Raw genomic sequence first — 16,682 nt, 5'->3', positions numbered from 1 at the left:
GAAAGGAGCAGGTCAGGTGGTGGGCTGGCTCTCGGCGGCAGCCCCGCGTGCGGACCGCCGGGAACCGCCTTCGGCGGCGTCGCGCACTCGGCCGGCCGCGACCCCGCGGGGCACGACGAGCCGCTGGATGACCGCGAAGAGGCCGTCGGAGACGAGGGCCAGCACGACGACGATGATCGAGCCGCCCAGCATCTCCGGATAGTTCTGCACGGCGATCCCGTCGAACAGGAACCGGCCGAGGCCGCCGACGGGCAGGATGGCCGCCACCGTCCAGGTCGCGATGACCTGCAGTGCGCCGGAGCGGATGCCGCCGATCACGAGCGGGAGGGAGAGCGGCAGCTCGACCTTGGTGAACACCTGCCACCCCGTCATGCCGATCGCGCGCGCCGCGTCGATCGGGGCGCGGTCGACGGACTCGAGCCCCGAGTACGCGCCGGCGAGAATCGGCGGGATGGCGAGGATGGTGAGCGCGATCAACGGCGGCACGATCGTGAGGTTGGTGGTGATCAGGGCGAGGTAGATCACCAGGCCGAGCGTCGGGAGGGCGCGGAGCGCGCCGGAGACGCCGACGGCGACACCCCGGAAGCGCCCGGAGTGGCCGATCGCGAAGCCGATCGGCAACGCGATGGCGGCCGCGAGCAGCAGCGTCAGCAGCGAGTAGACGATGTGCTCGCCGAGCCGGGCCGGGATGCCGCTCGGGCCGGCCCAGTTCACCGGGTCGAAGATCCAGCCGAATGCCGCGAGGATGTCGGTCATGCGCCGACCACCGCCTTCATCGCCTCACGCCTGCTCAGCCGGCCGGCGCGCCGGTTCGCCCGCGTCCACGGCATCAGCAGGCGGCCGATGCCGACCAGCACGAGGTCGAACAGCAGCGCCAGGATCATGATCAGCACGATCCCGGTGACGACCTCCTCCGGGTAGTAGTTGTTGAGGCCGGCGGTGAACAGCTGGCCCAGGTTCGGCACGCCGAGCAGCGCTCCGACGCTCACCAGGCTGACCGTGCTCACCGACACCACCCGCAGTCCGGCGAGCAGCACCGGCCCGGCCAGCGGCAGTTCGACCGACCAGAACCGGCGCCAGCCTGAGAAGCCGACGGCGGTCGCGGACTGCTTCACGTCACCGGGGACCGAGCCGAGTGCATCCGCCGTGGTCCGCACCATCAGGGCGAGCGCGTAGATGCTGAGGGCGACGACCACGTTGACGGGCGACAGGATCTGCGTGCCGATCAGCGCGGGCATCGCGAAGAACAGCGGCAGCGACGGGATGGCGTACAGGATCCCGCCGATGGTCAGCAGCACGCCGCGCGTCAGCCGGTAACGGTTGGCCACCCAGCCGATCGGGAGCGAGAAGACGAACCCGATCACGATCGGGAGCGCGGAGAGCCACACGTGGGAGACCGTGAGATTCCAGACCTGGTCGAGGTTCGACCACAGAAAGCTCACGACGCGTCCTCACCCTGCGCCGGAGCACCCGCGACCGAGACGGTCGCGGCCTTTGCCTCGGGGATGGATGCGCCATCGTCGCCGGTGAGGACGCCGGCCGCGCGGCCGTCGCTGTCGACGAGCACCGAACCGGTGGGCGTCTGCTCGACGTGCAGCACGCGGCGGCCGCGGTCCGCCCCCACGAAGGAGGCGACGAATTCGTCGGCCGGGTTCGCGAGGATCTCTGACGGAGTGCCCTTCTGCGCGACGATGCCGCCCTTGCGGAAGATGACGACCTGGTCGCCGAGGCGGAAAGCCTCGTCGATGTCGTGCGTGACGAAGACCACGGTCTTGCCGAGGTCGCGCTGCAGGCGGAGCAGTTCGTTCTGCAGGTCGTCGCGAACGATCGGGTCGACGGCGCCGAACGGCTCGTCCATGAGAAGGATGTTGGGGTCGACCGCGAGTCCGCGCGCGACGCCCACGCGCTGCTGCTGGCCACCCGACAGCTGGCTGGGGTACCGATCGGCGAGCGATCGTTCGAGGCCGACGGTGTCCATCAGGTCGAGGGCGCGCTCCCGCGCATCCTTCTTCTTCACACCCTTGAGCAGCGGCACCGTCGCGATGTTGTCGACGACCTTGCGGTGCGGGAGGAGTCCGGAGTTCTGCATCACGTAACCGATGGAGCGGCGGAGGGCGACCGGCTTGAGCGCCTGCACATCTTCGCCGTCGATCTCGATGCTGCCGGAGGTGGGGTCGACCATGCGGTTGATCATGCGCAGGATGGTCGTCTTGCCGCTGCCCGACGATCCGACGAGCACGGTGATCTTGCGCGACGGGATGACCAGCGAGAAGTCGTCGACCGCCAGCGTCCCATCCGGGAAGCGCTTCGTGACCTCGCGGAACTCGATCACGACAGCGCTCCCGCCGACCGGGTCGCTGTGCGTGGGAGGCCGCGCCGTGGAGCGGGGACTGTGGAAGCCATCCCCTTCAGCCAAACAGCACCTGCGCCATTTGGCAATGAGATGCGTCGAATCGTGACGTTCAGGGTCGGTCGCATTCCGGCCCCCTTCGTTCGGTGTCGTGCCCGTCAGCGGCGTGCGTTCTCTGTTCGGAGCGCTCACCCGTGTGGATGGCAACCTGCCACCGACCACCGACATTCCCGCCCGGGGAACATTACGCCGAAGGGTCGAACCGCCGCTCGAGGTACTCGCGGGCGACCGTGCGGGCCTCGGAGATGTAGCGCTCGTCGCCGTTGACGTCTTCGACGAAAGCTCGGTTGATCAGGGAGTCCATGATCTCCACGACCACCTCGAGGCGGAACGCGAGGTCTTCGCCCGCCGGCAGACCGTACTCGTCGGAGAGGATCTGCGCGAACTGCTGCGCGAATCCGGTCTCGCGGACGACCTCCTCCTCCGGCACGCCCGAGCGTTCGGCGTCGGCGAACCGGATGATGCGGAAGCCCTTCTCGGTGCGGAACATCTCGACGAAGGCGTCGATCGCCGCCTCCACGGCGTTCCACCAGTGCTCCGGCGCCTGCGCGTCGATCGCAGCGACGACCGAGTGGCGGTAGCGGAGCAGCGCCCGGTCGCGCAGCGCCTGCAGGAGCACGATGCGGTCCGGGAAGTAGCGGTACACGGTTCCGATGGAGGCGCCGGCGCGCTCGGCCACCATCGCGGTGGTCAGGCGGTCGAAGCCGATCTCGTCGACGACCGCGGCCGCGGCGTCGAGCAGGGCGTCGATGCGTGCGGCGCTGCGCTCCTGGATGGGTTCCGTGCGGACGAGCGGTGCGCCGACGGTCGTCGGTCCGGTCACCAGATCGTTGATGGGCACGAGGGCGACTCCTTCTCTCAGTCGAACAAGGCGGTGGTGCGGGTCCCCAGCCCGGCGATGGAATCCATCGCACTGAGCCGATCATATTCGGGGAAACCTCATTTCCGCTGGGCATTACCCTTCGACGCGCCGCAGAAACCGTCCCCCAGATCTGGGGGATGCATTCGTGCGCACGTTCACTCCATGAGAAAGTAGGAGGGATGCTCTCCCCCGAATCGCGCCCCGAGAAGCTCCCCGGCGGCGCTGCAGCCGCCCGTCGCAGCGCAGCGGTCGAGCCGATCATGCACCGGGCCGCCCGAATCGAGGACGCCTTCCACGACTTCCGCGCCCGCCGCGCCCGCCGGCGCGGCTTCCTCGCGACGGTGGTCCCGTACACCGGCTACGGCTCGCCGAGCTGGGTGCGCATCCTGGGCCGCGTCGTGCTGGCGAAGGACCCGCGCCCCGGCAGCCGCGCCGAGCGCCTGCACCGCAAGCGCGAGGAGTCGATCCGCGGCTGGCGGTCGTTCATCAGCGTGCCCCTCGCGCTGACGACGGTCACCGTCGAGATCGAGGGCGAGCGGCACGAGGTGCGGACGGACCGCGGCGGCGTCATCGACGCGGTCGTGCCGGTGCAGCTGACGCCCGGCTGGCACACCGTCCGGCTGTTCACCACCGAGTCGACCCGGGTGTTCGAGGCGCCCGTCTTCGTGCTCGACCCGAAGGCGACCTTCGGCGTCATCTCCGACATCGACGACACCGTGATGGTGACGGCTCTCCCCGACCGCTGCTCGCGGCGTGGAACACGTTCGTCCTCGACGAGCACGCGCGGGTGCCCACCCCCGGCATGTCCGTGCTGCTCGAGCGGCTCTCCGCCGCCCATCCGGGCGCTCCGGTGATCTACCTCTCGACCGGAGCCTGGAACGTCGCGCCGACGCTGAGCCGGTTCCTCTCGCGCAACCTGTTCCCGGCCGGACCCCTGCTGCTCACCGACTGGGGCCCGACGCACGACCGCTGGTTCCGCAGCGGGCGCGAGCACAAGCGCACCAGCCTCCAGCGGCTCGCGCAGGAGTTCCCCGGCCTCAAGTGGCTGCTGATCGGCGACGACGGGCAGCACGACGAGGATCTCTACGGCGAGTTCACGACGGAGCACCCGCAGAACGTCGCGGCCGTCGCCATCCGCCAGCTCTCCAGCGGAGAGGCGGTGCTCGCCGGTGGCCGCTCGAAGGCCGAGAAGCACAGCGAGCTCTCCGGGACGCCGTGGGTGTACGCACCGGACGGCGCGGGCCTCAGCGAGCAGCTGACAGAGCTCGGGCTGCTGCCGTAGAGGCCTTCCCGGCCGCTGCCGACGCCCGCGGATGCGCGCTGTCGGTGGTCCCTGCCAGGCTGGTGCCATGCCCGCCAGCCCCACCACCCGCGTGAGCCGCGCAGACCTGCTCCGGATGCGCCGCCTCGCGCAGGCCATCGACGGGCCGCGCGAGGCCGATGCGGCGTCGGTCGCCCGGCGGATGCTCGCGCTGCAGGGCCAGGACTTCGCCGCCGGGCTGTGGGCGCTGGCGGTCCGTACCACCGGTGCCCGCCAGGCGGACGTGCTCGCCGATCTCGACGCCGGCCGGATCATCCGCTCCTGGCCGATGCGGGGCACGCTGCACTTCGTCGCACCGGAGGACCTGCGGTGGATGCTGTCGGTCACCATGGATCGCATCGTCGCCGGGCTGGGCCGCCGCCAGCAGCAGCTCGGCCTCGGCGCGGCAGACTTCGCGCACGCCGCGGAGGTGGTCACGGAGGCGCTCAGCGGCGGTGGCAGCATCGGCCGGGCCGACCTCATGGAGCTGTGGGAGGCCGCAGGCGTCACAACGACCGGTCAGCGCGGCTACCACCTCATCTACTACCTCGCCCAGACGGGCCTGCTGTGCTGGGGTCCGGTGGTCCGGTCGGGCAACGGCAACCCGACCCAGGCCCTCGTCCTGCTCGACGAGTGGGCGCCCGCCCCCGCACCACGGGAACCGGATGAGGCGATCGCGCAGTTCCTCCTGCGGTACCTGCACGGGCACGGGCCGGCGACCGTTCGTGACTTCGTCTGGTGGATGAAAGGCACCGTCGCCGGAGCGAAGACCGCGATGGCGGTGCTCGGAGACGCCCTGACGACGGTCGAGTGCGACGGTGTCGAGTACCTGGTCACGGCGGAGCTCGCCGACCGCGCGGCCGCCGCACCGGCCACCCGTGCGGAGAAGGAAGCGGTGCACCTGCTCCCCGCGTTCGACGAGTACCTGCTCGGGTACCAGGACCGCTCCCCCATCCTGGACGCGGAGCACGGGGAGCTGATCGTGCCCGGCAACAACGGCGTCTTCCAGCCGATCATCGTCGCCGGCGGCCGGATCGTCGGAACCTGGCGGCGGGAGGGCACGAACGTGTCGCTGCTGCCCTTCGCACCGCTGAGCGGGGCACGGCGCAGCCGGGCCGAACGAGCGGTGACGGCCTACCGGCGTTACGCCGGGTAGCGTTGAGGGGTGGCACGCACCAGCTCGGTAGACGCCCGCCGCTTCCGGCGTCGGCTCCCGGCTGCGATCGCGCTCCCGGCCACCATCCGGACCAGCACCCGCGCGCCTTTCCTGCAGGTGGTGAAGACGGCGGTCGCCATGATCGTCGCCTGGGCGCTGGCGAGCATCTTCGTGCACGGAGAGCTGCCGATCTTCGCGACGATCGCCGCCCTGCTCGTGGTCCAACCGAGCGTGAACCAGTCGGTGGGCCGTGCGATCGAACGCTCGCTCGGGGTCATCGGCGGCGTCGTGGTTGCGTACCTGATCGGCCTGGCGTTCGGCACGAACAGCTGGATCGTGCTTCTCGCGGTCGTCGTGTCGGTCCTGCTCGCCTGGGCGCTGAGGCTGACCCCCGGTACCGCGAACCAGGTGCCGATCACGGCGATGCTGGTGCTGGCGATCGGCGCCTCGGACCCCCAGTACGCCCTCGCCCGCATCGTGGAGACGATCATCGGCGCGGCGGTCGGTGTGGTCGTCAACGTCGCGATCGTGCCGCCGGTGCTCACGGCTCCCGCACGGCAGTCGGTGCTCGCGCTGGGCAATGAGATCGCGGCGACGCTCGATCGGCTGGCCGACGCCCTCCTGACCGAGCACACCCGCGCCCAGCTGGATGCGCTGCTGATCGAGGCGCGCCTGCTGCGGCCGATGGAGGCCAAAGCGCAGTCGGCTCTGACGGCTGCCGACGACAGCCTGTCGCTCAATCCGAGGCAGCGGAAGCATCGCGTGTACCTGGAGCACGACCAGCGGCTGTTCGACAGCCTGCGGCCGCTGATCAACCGCACGCTCGGCATGACGCGGGCCTTCCACGACCACTACGACGGGAGCCTGGCCGCCGAGCCCACCATCCACGCGATCGCGGACGAGCTGCACCGGGCAGCCCACGACCTGCGCCTTCTCGTGCGCGACCCGGACGAGCCGGTGGTCGAGCCCGGGACCGAGACCGGCGGGGTGCCGGTGCTCACCGCGCCACTGACGGTGGCCACCCCCGACCCGCGGCACTGGGTGCTGATCGGGTCGCTGGTCGAGGACCTGCGCCGCATCCACGTCGAGATCGCCGGCGACGACGCCTCCACGGGCTGAGCCGGGAGGCGCCGCGACTCAGGCGCCGCTACTCAGGCGCCGCGACTCAGGCGCCACAGGTCAGGCGCACCCCGCTAGGCGGTGAGCTCGGCGACCGCGTCCGCCACCGACAGGGTGCGTCGATCGCCGGTGCGACGATTCCACAGCTCCACCTCGCCCTGCGCCGCTCCGCGGCCCACGACGAGGACCCGCGGCACGCCGATCAGCTCGGCGTCGCCGAACTTGACACCCGGCGAGACCTTGGGGCGGTCGTCGTAGAGCACGTCGAGCCCTGCGTCCTCGAGCTGTCCGATCACCTCCTCGGCGAGCTCGAACGCCGCAGCGTCGCGCCCCGTCGCCACCACGTGCACGTCGAACGGCGCGATCGACTCCGGCCAGATCAGGCCGCGGTCGTCGTTGTTCTCCTCCGCGATGATCGCCAGAATGCGCGTCACGCCGATGCCGTAGGAGCCCATGGTGACGGTCACGAGCTTGCCGTTCTCGTCGAGGACCTTGAGGCCCAGGGCCTCCGCATACTTTCGGCCGAGCTGGAAGACGTGCCCGATCTCCATGCCGCGCGCGAGCTCGACTGGACCGGAGCCGTCGGGCGCAGGGTCACCGGGCTTCACCTCGGCGGTCTCGACCACGGCGTCCCAGCCGAAGTCGCGGCCCGCGACCAGCCCGAAGACGTGCTTGCCCTCGATGTTGGCGCCGGTGATCCATCCCGAACCGTCGACCACGCGCGGGTCGACCACGTAGCGGATGCCGGTCGCGGACTCCTCGCCGAGTACCGGCCCCTCGGGCGACCAGGGACCGATGTAGCCCTTCACCAGACCGGGGTGCTTCGCGAAGTCCTCGTCGGTGGCCGCCTCGACCTCCGCCGGGGCGAAGGCCACCTCGGCGCGCTTGAGGTCGACGCCGCGGTCGCCGGGCAGACCGACGATCACGAGCTCGCGCGTGCCGTCGAGGTGGGTCAGGGCGAGCACGACGTTCTTCAGAGTGTCGGCCGCCGTCCACGCCCGGCCGTCCGGCCGCGGGTGCTTCTCGTTCGCGAGGTCGACGAGCGTCTGGATGGTCGGCGTACCCGGCGTGTCGAGCACCTCTTGCGGCGTCAGCTTCTCGTACGACCGGGCGGGCGGAGGCGTCGTGGTGAACGCCTCGACGTTGGCCGCGTAGCCGCCCGCCGAGCGGACGAACGTGTCCTCGCCGACGGGGGTGGGGTGGAGGAACTCCTCCGACCGCGAGCCGCCCATGGCGCCGGCGTCGGCCTGCACGATCACGTAGGACAGCCCGAGTCGCGTGAAGATGCGCTCGTAGGCATCGCGCTGCGCCATGTAGCTCGCGTCGAGTCCGCCGTCGGTGTAGTCGAACGAGTACGCGTCCTTCATCGTGAACTCGCGGCCGCGGAGCAGGCCGGCGCGCGGACGCGCCTCGTCGCGGTACTTGTCCTGGATCTGGTAGATCGTCAGGGGCAGGTCTTTGTACGACGCGTAGAGGTCTTTGACGAGCAGGGTGAAGACCTCTTCGTGCGTCGGCGCGAGCAGGTAGTCCGCATCCTTGCGGTCCTTCAGCCGGAAGATCCCGTCGCCGTACTCCTCCCAACGCCCGGTGGCCTCGTAGGGCTCGCGGGGCAGCAGCGCAGGGAAGTGCACCTCGTGCGCTCCGGCGGCCGACATCTCCTCGCGGATGATGCGCTCGATCTTCTCCTTCACGCGCAACCCCAGCGGAAGCCACGCGAAGATGCCCGGCGCCTGGCGCCGGATGTACCCGGCGCGGACCAGCAGCCGGTGGCTGGTGACCTCGGCATCGGAAGGGTCTTCGCGAAGCGTGCGGAGGAAGTAGTTGCTCAAGCGTGTAGGCACGGAACCAGTTTATGGGGCGCGCGCTGCGCTCCCGCGCGGGCGCCGGATCCGTGGAGAACCGGACACGGCCGCATCCTGTGCACGATTTCGGCACGACGGCCGGGGCTAGGGTGGCGGCATGCCCGACCGCCGGACCCGCGTCGCCCCGTCCCCCGCCGCAGCACCGCTGGCCGCATCCCTCCACGCGCTCCGCGCCGAACTCGGGCTGCCCGAGGGGTTCCCCGCGCCGGTCGAGGCGGAGGCGCAGGCGGCGGCCGCCCACCCCTCCCTGCCGGATGCCGACCTCACCGACGTGCCGTTCCTCACCATCGACCCGGCCGGGTCCACCGACCTCGACCAGGCGCTGCATCTCTCGCGCACGGCCGACGGGTTCCGCGTCCGCTACGCGATCGCCGACGTCCCGGCGCTGGTCGAGCCCGGCGGCGCGGTGGACGCGGAGGCCCGCCGGCGCGGCCAGACCATCTACGCGCCCGACGGCCGCGTGCCCCTGCATCCCGCCGCCATCGGCGAGAACGCGGGATCGCTGCTGGCCGGGGAGATCCGCGGGGCGTTCGTTTGGGACATCCAGCTCGACGGCGGCGGGCACGAGCTCTCGGCGACCGTCTCCCGCGCGCGCGTCCGCTCCCACCGGCAGTGGAGCTACGAGGAGGCGCAGGCCGCGGTCGACGACGGGTCTGCTCCCGAGGAGCTCGCCCTGCTCCGCGAGGTCGGCGAGGCGCGGATCGCGTGCGAGCGCGAACGCGGCGGCGCCAGCCTCAACACCCCGGACGAGGAGGTGGTCGTGCGCGACGGCGGGTACACGCTGCAGCGCCGGGCCTCCCTCCCGGCCGAGAACTGGAACGCGCAGCTCTCCCTGCTGACCGGCATGGTGGCCGCACGCCTGATGCTCGACGCGCGGGTCGGCATCCTGCGGACCATGCCCGCGCCCGACGACGACGCGTTCCGCACCTTCCGGGCGCAGACGGTCGCGCTCGGCCTGCCGTGGGCCGAGGGGATGCCGTACGGCGAGTACCTGCGCACGCTCGACCCCGCGCACCCCCGGGCCGCCGCTGTCCTGCAGGCCGCGACCTCGCTGTTCCGCGGCGCCGGCTACGCCGTCCTCGACGGAGCCGTTCCGGCCCACCCGGAGCACTCCGCGATCGCGGCACCGTACGCGCACGTCACCGCTCCCCTGCGACGGCTCGTCGACCGCTGGGGCCTGGTGATCTGCGAGGCGCTGTGTGCGGGGCGCCCGGTGCCGTCCTGGGCGCGGGATTCGCTGGCCGAGCTGCCCTCGATCATGGGGACCTCATCCCACCTGGCCGGGCAGGTCGAGGCCGGAGCGGTCGACCGGGTAGAGGCCGCCCTGCTCAGCTCCCGGATCGGCACCGAGCTGGATGCGACCGTGCTGGCCGTGCGCAACGGCACCGTCCTCGTGCAGCTGGACGATCCGGCCGTCAGCGCCTCAGCGCCCCGCGGCGACGGCGTCGCGCCGGGCGACCGCGTGACGGTGCGCGTGACGGCCGCCGACATCGCGACCGGGAAGGTCGCGTTCGACCCCGTCGGCTGAGCGGGCAACGGAGGAGTTCGGCCGGCGGCGTCGGCGGGTCGGCGGGAAAGGGAGGACTTCCAGCTGCAGTGAGAACCGGATGTCCTCCCTTTCCGAAGTCCCAAGCGGAAGACGCAGCCGCCTCAGTGCGCTCCGACGCTGACGCTCGGCTCGCCCGAGGGACGGTCGCCCATCTCGTCGGCCAGGCGGTTCGCCTCGGCGATGAGGGTCGCGACGATCTCGGACTCAGGCACCGTCTTGATGACCTCGCCCTTCACGAAGATCTGGCCCTTGCCGTTGCCGCTCGCGACGCCGAGGTCGGCCTCGCGGGCCTCGCCCGGTCCGTTGACGACGCAGCCCATGACCGCGACGCGCAGCGGCACGCTCATGCCCTGCAGCCCCTCGGTGACGCTGTCGGCGAGCGAGTACACATCCACCTGGGCCCGGCCGCAGCTCGGGCACGAGACGATCTCGAGCTTGCGCTCGCGGAGGTTGAGCGACTGCAGGATCTGCAGGCCCACCTTGACCTCCTCCGCCGGCGGAGCGGAGAGGGAGACGCGGATGGTGTCGCCGATGCCCTCGCCCAGCAGGATGCCGAACGCCGTCGCCGACTTGATGGTGCCCTGGAACGCAGGTCCGGCCTCGGTCACGCCGAGGTGGAGGGGCCAGTCGCCGCGCTCGGCGAGCATCCGGTACGCCTTCACCATGACGATCGGGTCGTTGTGCTTGACCGAGATCTTGAAGTCGTGGAAGTCGTGCTCCTCGAACAGGCTCGCCTCCCAGACGGCCGACTCGACGAGGGCCTCCGGGGTCGCCTTGCCGTACTTCTCGAGCAGGCGGCGGTCGAGCGAGCCGGCGTTCACTCCGATGCGGAGCGATACGCCGGCCTCCTTGGCGCGGCGCGCGATCTCGCCGACCTGGTCGTCGAACTTGCGGATGTTGCCCGGGTTGACGCGGACGGCCGCGCACCCGGCGTCGATCGCCGCGTAGACGTAGTTCGGCTGGAAGTGGATGTCGGCGATGACCGGGATCTGGCTCTTCTTCGCGATGATCGGCAGCGCCTCGGCGTCGTCGCGGCTCGGGACGGCCACGCGGACGATGTCGCAGCCGGAGGCCGTCAGCTCGGCGATCTGCTGCAGCGTGGCGTTGATGTTGGTGGTCGGCGTCGTGGTCATCGACTGGACGCTGATCGGGGCGTCGCCGCCGACCAGCACTTTGCCCACGCGGATCTGACGGGACTTGCGACGGGGGGCGAGGGTTTCGGGGACCTTGGGCATCCCCAGATTAATTGCTGCCACGTCCCCAATCCTACGCGGCGGGGTGGGAGCCGGCTGGACGTCGGCCGAACACGCGAGCGGTCGATCGGCCGATCAGCCGAACAGGTTGACCGGCTTCACGATGTCCGCGTACATCAGCAGCACGCTCATCCCGCCGAGCACGATCACGACCGCGAACGTCAGCGGCATGAGCTTGGCCATGTCCACGGGGCCCGGATCGCGGCGGCGGAAGATCTTGGCGACGGTGCGCCGCAGGCCCTCCCACAGCGCGCCGGCGATGTGACCGCCGTCGAGGGGCAGCAGCGGGACGAGGTTGAAGACGAAGAGGGCGATGTTGAGCGAGGCGAGCATCCCGATCATCGTGTAGACCTTGTCCACCACCGGCACGCCGTCGAGCGCGGTCAGCTCCCCCGCCGCGCGGCCGATCCCCACGACGCTGATCGGGCCGTTCGGGTCGCGTTCCGCAGAGCCGAAAGCGGCATTCCAGACGTCGACCATGCGCTGCGGCAGGTGCACGAACACGTTGACGACGGCGCCGGTCTGGGCGCCGACCGCCGGCAGCACCGCCGTCGCGGGCTGCGGAACGAGCTTCGTGACGGGTCCGATGCCGACGAAGCCGACCGTGAGCGTCTCGATGCCGCCCACGGCGTTCTTGACCACCGCGCCGTTCGCGTCGGTCTTCGCGACCGTGTTGACCACCGGCGTGAGCTGCACCGTGCGCTGCTCGCCGTCGCGGCTGAGCACCACGGTGAGCGTCTTGCCCGCCGACTGCCGGATGATGGCCGTGGACTGGTCCCAGCTGGAGATCTTCGTGCCGTCGATGCTGACGATGGTGTCGCCCGGCTTCAGACCCGCCGCGGCCGCCGGCCCCTGGGTCGCATCCGCCGGGCAGGTCTGGCTGGTGCTCCCCGCGGGGAGCACGCACTGACTCACGGTCGCGACGGTCGTGGAGCTCTGCGGCGCGCCGAAGCCCATCAGCAGCACGCCGAACAGCACGACGCCGATGACGAGGTTCATGAACGGGCCGCCGAACATGATGACGATGCGCTTCCACACCGGCAGGCGGTAGAAGGTGCGCTCCTCCTCGCCGACGGCGACGGTCTCCGAGCTCGCGGTGCGCGCATCCTGCGCCATCTGCTGCATGAAGCCGGTGGTCGCGTTGCGGCCGCGGCCGCCGTCCTTGCCCGGGGGGAACATCCCGATCATCGAGATGTAGCCGCCGAGCGGGATGGCCTTCACGCCGTACTCCGTCTCGCCCCGCTTGAACGAGAACAGCGTCTTGCCGAAGCCGATCATGTACTGGGTGACCTTGACGCCGAACAGCTTGGCGGGCACCAGGTGCCCGATCTCGTGCAGCGCGATCGACAGAGCGACGCCGATCAGGATGATGACGACGCCGAGGACGAACAGCAGCACGGAATCCACGGCTTCAGGGTAGCGGCGCACGCCTTGGAAGAGGCCGCGAAGCGGCTCGGTGACCGCTATGCGGCAGCTGTCAGGGCGGAGGTCAGCGCGCGCAGTCAGCGCGCGGCGATGATCGCGTCGGCCTTGGTCCGCGCCCAGCGCTCGGCCGCCGCCAGCGATTCGCGGGTCAGCTCGCCCGACGGCACGTGCGCATCCACCACCCGTTCGACGGTGCCGAGGATGTCCAGGTACCCGATCGCCCCCGCGTGGAACGCGGCCACGGCCTGCTCGTTGGCGGCGTTGAAGACGGCGGGATACGTCCCCGCGGCCATCCCGACGCGCTTCGCCAGGCGTACGGCCGGGAACGCCTCGTCGTCGAGCGGCTCGAACGTCCAGGTGTGCGCCGTGGTCCAGTCGAGCGGCACGCCGACGTCCGGAACGCGGTCGGGCCAGCCGAGGCCGAGCGAGATCGGCAGGCGCATGTCGGGCGGCGACGCCTGCGCGATCGTGGAGCCGTCGACGAACTCCACCATCGAGTGGATGACGGACTGCGGATGCACGGTCACGTCGATACGGTCGTAGGGCACGTCGAACAGCAGGTGCGCCTCGATGACCTCGAGCCCCTTGTTGACGAGCGTCGACGAGTTGGTGGTCACCACCAGGCCCATGTCCCAGGTGGGATGCGCAAGCGCCTGCTGCGGGGTGACGTCGCGGAGCGACTCGCGGGAACGGCCGCGGAAGGGACCGCCGGACGCGGTGAGCACGAGGCGGCGCACCTCCGACGGCGCGCCGGAGCGGAGCGCCTGAGCGATCGCGGAGTGCTCGGAGTCGACCGGGACGATCTGGCCGGGCGCCGCCGCACGCTTCACCAGGCCGCCCCCGACGATCAGCGACTCCTTGTTGGCGAGGGCGAGCATCGCGCCGCTCTCGAGCGCCGCCAGGGTGGGGCCGAGTCCGACGGAGCCGGTGATGCCGTTGAGCACCACATCCGCCTCGACCGACCGCACCAGCAGCTCCGAGTCATCGGCTCCCAGGGCCGTATCCACCACGCCGAAGCGCTCCGCCTGGGCGGCGAGTTCGTCGGCGTTGCGGCCGGCGCTCAGCCCGACGACCCGGAAGCGGTCGGGATTCGCGGCAACGACGTCGAGCGCCTGCGTGCCGATGGAGCCCGTAGACCCGAGGATGATGACTCTGCGCACGAGGCCATCGTACGCACGAGGGTCAGCCCGGGTGCCCGGCGGAAACGGAGGAGAGCCGGAGGCGACTCGCCGCTGGATGCGGAGTGCGGAGGATGTCAGAGCGCCAGGACGCGCGGACTCCTCCGTTCCCGACACCGCAGCGGCGGTGTGGGAGCGTCGGCGCCGCAGGGATCGCGCGCGGCTCAGCCGAGGCGGCCGAGCGCCTCCTCGAGCACGGTGGCCGCGTCGTCGATCAGCTCCTCGCTGATGACGACCGACGGGAGCAGGCGCAGCACGCTGTCCCAGCTGCCCGCATCCAGCGGGATGACGCCGTTGCGGGTGGCGTGGCCGAGCACGGCCTGCAGCGCCTCCGGATTCGGGGTCTTGGTGCCGGGTTTCACCAGCTCGACGCCGAACATCGCGCCCTTGCCGCGCACCTCGCCGACGATCGGGAACCGCTCCGTCCAGTCGCCGATCCGCGCCCACAGCGCCTTCTCGACGCGCCGCGCCTCGCCGAGGAGGTCCTCGTCCTCGAACGCCTGGAAGGTCGCGAGGGCCGCCGCGGTCGAGACCGGGTTGCCGCCGAACGTGCCGCCGATGCCGCCGGGCTGCACAGCATCCATGATCTCGGCACGGCCGGTCACCGCCGCGAGCGGGAAGCCGCCGGCGATGCCCTTCGCGCTGGTGACGAGGTCGGGCACGACGCCGTGGTGCTCGATCGAGTACCACGTGCCGGTGCGGCCGATGCCCGCCTGGATCTCGTCCGCCACGAAGACGATGCCGTTCTCGGCGCAGAACTCGGCGAGCCGGGCGAAGTAGCCCGGTGCCGGGATGATGATGCCGCCGTCGCCCTGGATCGGCTCCACGAACAGCGCCGCGAGCTCTGTGGCGCCGATGTGGGTGCGGATGTAGTCGATCGTCCGCTCGGCGGCCTCTTCGCCGGTCATCCCCTCCGGGTCGCGGAACGGGTAGCTGATCGGGAGGCTGTAGATCTCACCCGGGAACGGGCCCATGCCGGCGCGCTCCGGCCAGGGGCGGTAGGTCATGGCCATGGTGAGGTTGGTGCGCCCGTGGAAGGCGTGGTCCAGCGTCGCGATGGCGCGGCGGCCGGTGTACTTGCGGGCGATCTTGACCGCGTTCTCGACCGCTTCGGCGCCCGAGTTGACGAGGATGCTGTGCTTCTCGAAGTCGCCGGGCGTGATCTCTGCCAGCTTCTCGGCGACGGCGATGTAGTTCTCGTACGGGGTGACCGTGAACAGCGTGTGCGTGAGCTTCGACGCCTGCTCGGCGGCCGCCGCCGCGACGGCCGGGTGCGCGTGGCCGATCGTCGTGACGCCGATTCCGCAGCCCAGGTCGATCAGACGGTTGCCGTCGACGTCGACCAGGATCGCGCCGGAACCCGACTCCATGTAGATGTTGGCGAGGGTGCCCGCGCCTCGGCTCACCGCCGCGACGCGGCGCTCCTGGAGTTCCACCGAGCGCGGGCCGGGCAGCTCGGTGACGAGGTGGCGGGACTGGGGCACGGAGAATTCGCGGGTCATGGATCCATCGTAGGCGGCGGCATCCAGCGCACCCATCACCCGCTGTCAGGTTCGACGGAGGCGGATAGGGCAGGATGGTCGATCGTGCGTACCTCTCTCAAGGCCCTGACCGCGACCGCCACCGCGGCCCTCCTCGTCGCCGGTCTCGCGGCGTGCGGCTCGTCCGAGCCGAAGTCCACGGCGACGCCCGCGGCGAATGCCTGCCAGGACGTCAAGTCCGGCGACACCTCGAAGTCGGTGAAGGTGACCGGGGACTACCGGGCCACGCCGAAGGTGAGCTTCACGGCGCCGCTGAAGACGACGGATGTGGAGCGCACCGTCGTCATCAAGGGTGACGGCGCCGAGGCCAAGGGCGGCTCCAGCGTCGACATCGCACTCGCCGCGTACAACGGCACGAGCGGCAAGGAGCTGACCGCGGCCCAGGGCTTCGACGGCTCGGCCGCCGCGACCATCCAGGTCAACGACAAGGCCTACGTGCCCGGCCTCGTGCGCGCCGTCGAGTGCCTCAACGTGGGATCGCGCGTCGTGCTCACCGCCCCCGCCAAGGACGCCTTCGGCAACCAGGACCTCTCGCAGCTCGGCCTCACCACGAAGGACAGCGTCGTGTTCGTCGCCGACGTGGTCGGCCTGACGCCGACCCGGGCGAACGGCAAGACCGTCGCCCCGACTGCGGGCTTCCCGGCCGTCAAGCTCAACGCCAAGACCGGCGAGCCGAACATCACCATCCCGAAGGCCGACCCGCCGACCGAGACGAAGATCGCGGTGCTCAAGCAGGGCGACGGCGAGACGGTGCAGGCCGGCGACACCGTCACCGTGCAGTACAAGGGCGTCCTGTGGCGCAACGGCACGATGTTCGACTCCAGCTGGAGCCGCGGCGCGCCCGCCTCGTTCCAGACCACCGGGGTCGTCGCCGGCTTCAAGAAGGCGCTCGAGGGTCAGAAGGTCGGCTCACAGGTCATCGCGATCGTCCCGCCGGCCGACGGGTACGGCTCGGCCGGCTCGGGTGAGATCAAGGCCACCGACACCATGGTGTTCGTGATCGACATCCTGAAGACCTCGCGCTAGG

At 70.9% G+C, this 16,682-nt stretch carries 13 protein-coding genes and 1 pseudogene; 5 read left to right on the top strand and 9 right to left on the bottom strand.

Annotation, left to right across the window (positions count from 1 at the left end):
* Positions 1–12 precede the first annotated feature (12 nt).
* The 4 genes from ACQ86M_RS05965 to ACQ86M_RS05950 form a co-directional block, all read right to left on the bottom strand.
* Positions 13–756, bottom strand: a complete 744-nt coding sequence (locus ACQ86M_RS05965; protein ID WP_431247405.1) for an ABC transporter permease — start codon at positions 754–756, stop codon at positions 13–15.
* Positions 753–1,442, bottom strand: coding sequence for an ABC transporter permease (locus tag ACQ86M_RS05960; protein WP_431247404.1), 690 nt, complete (start codon positions 1,440–1,442; stop codon positions 753–755). The genes ACQ86M_RS05965 and ACQ86M_RS05960 overlap by 4 nt, the downstream gene beginning before the upstream one ends.
* Entirely contained in the window at positions 1,439–2,332 is an 894-nt protein-coding gene (locus ACQ86M_RS05955; RefSeq protein WP_431221170.1) for an ABC transporter ATP-binding protein, read from the bottom strand. Before ACQ86M_RS05955 ends, ACQ86M_RS05960 begins: the two co-directional genes overlap by 4 nt.
* A 262-nt stretch (positions 2,333–2,594) precedes the next feature.
* Positions 2,595–3,251 (bottom strand): TetR/AcrR family transcriptional regulator, encoded by a 657-nt coding sequence (locus tag ACQ86M_RS05950; RefSeq protein ID WP_431247403.1) that lies wholly within the window; start codon positions 3,249–3,251, stop codon positions 2,595–2,597.
* A 200-nt stretch (positions 3,252–3,451) separates the two neighbouring features.
* Here ACQ86M_RS05950 and ACQ86M_RS05945 point away from each other — a divergent pair.
* From ACQ86M_RS05945 to ACQ86M_RS05935, 3 genes and pseudogenes are all read left to right on the top strand, one after another.
* Positions 3,452–4,554 (top strand): annotated as a pseudogene (locus ACQ86M_RS05945) (App1 family protein).
* Positions 4,555–4,621: 67 nt separating this feature from the next.
* Complete coding sequence (locus tag ACQ86M_RS05940; protein ID WP_431247402.1) at positions 4,622–5,728, top strand: winged helix DNA-binding domain-containing protein; 1,107 nt, start codon at positions 4,622–4,624, stop codon at positions 5,726–5,728.
* A 9-nt stretch (positions 5,729–5,737) separates the two neighbouring features.
* The gene (locus tag ACQ86M_RS05935) at positions 5,738–6,847 is read left to right on the top strand and encodes an FUSC family protein (protein ID WP_431247401.1); all 1,110 of its coding nucleotides are present in this window, start codon (positions 5,738–5,740) and stop codon (positions 6,845–6,847) included.
* Positions 6,848–6,921: 74 nt separating this feature from the next.
* On the opposite strand, the gene ACQ86M_RS05930 is transcribed toward ACQ86M_RS05935, so the two are convergent.
* A complete protein-coding gene (locus ACQ86M_RS05930) occupies positions 6,922–8,688 on the bottom strand; it encodes a proline--tRNA ligase (RefSeq protein ID WP_431221166.1) in 1,767 nt (588 codons plus the stop codon).
* 118 nt (positions 8,689–8,806) lie between these two features.
* On the opposite strand from ACQ86M_RS05930, the gene ACQ86M_RS05925 reads away from it, so the two are divergent.
* Positions 8,807–10,237 carry an RNB domain-containing ribonuclease gene (locus tag ACQ86M_RS05925; protein ID WP_431247400.1) on the top strand — a complete coding sequence of 477 codons (1,431 nt, stop codon included), beginning with the start codon at positions 8,807–8,809 and terminating at the stop codon, positions 10,235–10,237.
* Between the two features lie 122 nt (positions 10,238–10,359).
* Here ACQ86M_RS05925 and ispG read toward each other — a convergent pair whose 3' ends face one another.
* The 4 genes from ispG to ACQ86M_RS05905 form a co-directional block, all read right to left on the bottom strand.
* Entirely contained in the window at positions 10,360–11,493 is a 1,134-nt protein-coding gene (gene ispG / locus ACQ86M_RS05920; RefSeq protein WP_431247854.1) for a flavodoxin-dependent (E)-4-hydroxy-3-methylbut-2-enyl-diphosphate synthase, read from the bottom strand.
* A gap of 93 nt (positions 11,494–11,586) precedes the next feature.
* Positions 11,587–12,918: a M50 family metallopeptidase gene (locus ACQ86M_RS05915; protein ID WP_431247399.1), complete on the bottom strand. Its 1,332-nt coding sequence runs from the start codon at positions 12,916–12,918 to the stop codon at positions 11,587–11,589.
* Positions 12,919–13,013: 95 nt separating this feature from the next.
* Complete coding sequence (locus tag ACQ86M_RS05910) at positions 13,014–14,096, bottom strand: 1-deoxy-D-xylulose-5-phosphate reductoisomerase (protein ID WP_431247398.1); 1,083 nt, start codon at positions 14,094–14,096, stop codon at positions 13,014–13,016.
* Between the two features lie 182 nt (positions 14,097–14,278).
* The gene (locus tag ACQ86M_RS05905) at positions 14,279–15,616 is read right to left on the bottom strand and encodes an aminotransferase class III-fold pyridoxal phosphate-dependent enzyme (RefSeq protein WP_431247397.1); all 1,338 of its coding nucleotides are present in this window, start codon (positions 15,614–15,616) and stop codon (positions 14,279–14,281) included.
* Between the two features lie 84 nt (positions 15,617–15,700).
* On the opposite strand from ACQ86M_RS05905, the gene ACQ86M_RS05900 reads away from it, so the two are divergent.
* The gene (locus tag ACQ86M_RS05900; RefSeq protein ID WP_431247396.1) at positions 15,701–16,681 is read left to right on the top strand and encodes an FKBP-type peptidyl-prolyl cis-trans isomerase; all 981 of its coding nucleotides are present in this window, start codon (positions 15,701–15,703) and stop codon (positions 16,679–16,681) included.
* Position 16,682: the final 1 nt, after the last annotated feature.

The sequence above is a fragment of the Leifsonia xyli subsp. cynodontis genome (assembly GCF_050632205.1).
Taxonomy (GTDB): domain Bacteria; phylum Actinomycetota; class Actinomycetes; order Actinomycetales; family Microbacteriaceae; genus Leifsonia; species Leifsonia xyli_D.
The sequence above is the reverse complement of the archived record's forward strand: the minus strand, read 5'-3'. Positions and strand labels throughout refer to the sequence as shown.

What these genes read in the sequence shown, in the direction of transcription:
- ACQ86M_RS05940 (WP_431247402.1), top strand. Translation starts at nt 4,622, where the DNA reads ATGCCCGCCAGCCCCACCACCCGCGTGAGCCGCGCAGACCTGCTCCGG.
- ACQ86M_RS05905 (WP_431247397.1), bottom strand. Translation starts at nt 15,616, where the DNA reads ATGACCCGCGAATTCTCCGTGCCCCAGTCCCGCCACCTCGTCACCGAG.
- ispG (WP_431247854.1), bottom strand. Translation starts at nt 11,493, where the DNA reads ATGCCCAAGGTCCCCGAAACCCTCGCCCCCCGTCGCAAGTCCCGTCAG.
- ACQ86M_RS05925 (WP_431247400.1), top strand. Translation starts at nt 8,807, where the DNA reads ATGCCCGACCGCCGGACCCGCGTCGCCCCGTCCCCCGCCGCAGCACCG.
- ACQ86M_RS05965 (WP_431247405.1), bottom strand. Translation starts at nt 756, where the DNA reads ATGACCGACATCCTCGCGGCATTCGGCTGGATCTTCGACCCGGTGAAC.